Raw genomic sequence first — 961 nt, forward strand, 5'->3', positions numbered from 1 at the left:
TTTTATGTTCAGAGGTGTCGCACTTCGTACTTGAATCCAAGAAAACTAACAAACTGTTTAAGAGTGATTCGCAACGCTTGGCATTTTTACTATGCGTTGCTTTAGGTGTTTAAGGTGGTATGCGGTGACTTCGGCATTGCGTTGCTCACACCTTAACAGGGCGTTATGCTACTGTGAGTATATCTTCGGCAACTTACTTGCTATTATTTCTCGATGTTTTTATGTGGATTACTTTGTCATGTTCGATATTTTTTCATCTGCTCATTCAGAGCAGAGAGCAGTCTTGTTTGAAGGAAGCGAAGAGCTATCTGTAAAAACGGCGAAGTTAATGTTAAGCCGCCTTCATACTGATTATTACAATGACACTGAAAGGGAAAGGGCTACATATGTATTAACTAAGCTCGGATACATAGAGGCAGACGCCAAGCGAGAAAGCAAAGAAAGTGAAGGTTCCTTATTAGACAAAGCGAATGAGACTATCCGCAAAGCCAACCACCGAATAAATGAACTGAAGTCATTACTTAGTGAAGCCGAGAGAAAGATCGATTTTCTGACTCAAGAAAATTTCAATTTGAGTAGCCAGCTATTTGAATCTGATTGCTCATTAACGGAGCGAGATATTCTAGGATATGAATCTTTACCTAGTAGTCAAGAGCTTAGAAAACGTTACAAAAGCCTAGCGTCCATCCACCACCCAGATAAAGGTGGAAGCAAAGCTATGATGCAAAGGATTAACGACTCATATGAGAAGTTGAAGAACGAAGTGGCATAACAAAGCATTTAAGAGTGATTCCCAACGCTTGGCATTCTCAGTTCAAATTTGGGTTCAGTGTTACCGTGCAATGGTTTAGGTTAGGTGGTTAGCGTTGCTCACACCTTAACAGGGCGTTATACAAACGGAGGCGATTTTGAGTTCAGATAAGCTAGATTTAGAGAATCTCCCTCTCCAAAGTGAGTTGGT

General features: G+C 40.7%; 1 protein-coding gene. It reads left to right on the forward strand.

The genetic code is table 11. The features are described from left to right. The first annotated feature begins 238 nt into the window (after positions 1–238). Positions 239–772, forward strand: coding sequence for a DnaJ domain-containing protein (locus ACQEXU_RS21930; RefSeq protein WP_427012296.1), 534 nt, complete (start codon positions 239–241; stop codon positions 770–772). Positions 773–961: the final 189 nt, after the last annotated feature.

It is taken from the genome of Vibrio sp. TRT 21S02 (assembly GCF_050113675.1).
In the GTDB taxonomy this organism is placed as follows: domain Bacteria; phylum Pseudomonadota; class Gammaproteobacteria; order Enterobacterales; family Vibrionaceae; genus Vibrio.

Coding starts and splice junctions, on each gene's coding strand:
- ACQEXU_RS21930 (WP_427012296.1), top strand. CDS start 239: ATGTTCGATATTTTTTCATCTGCTCATTCAGAGCAGAGAGCAGTCTTG.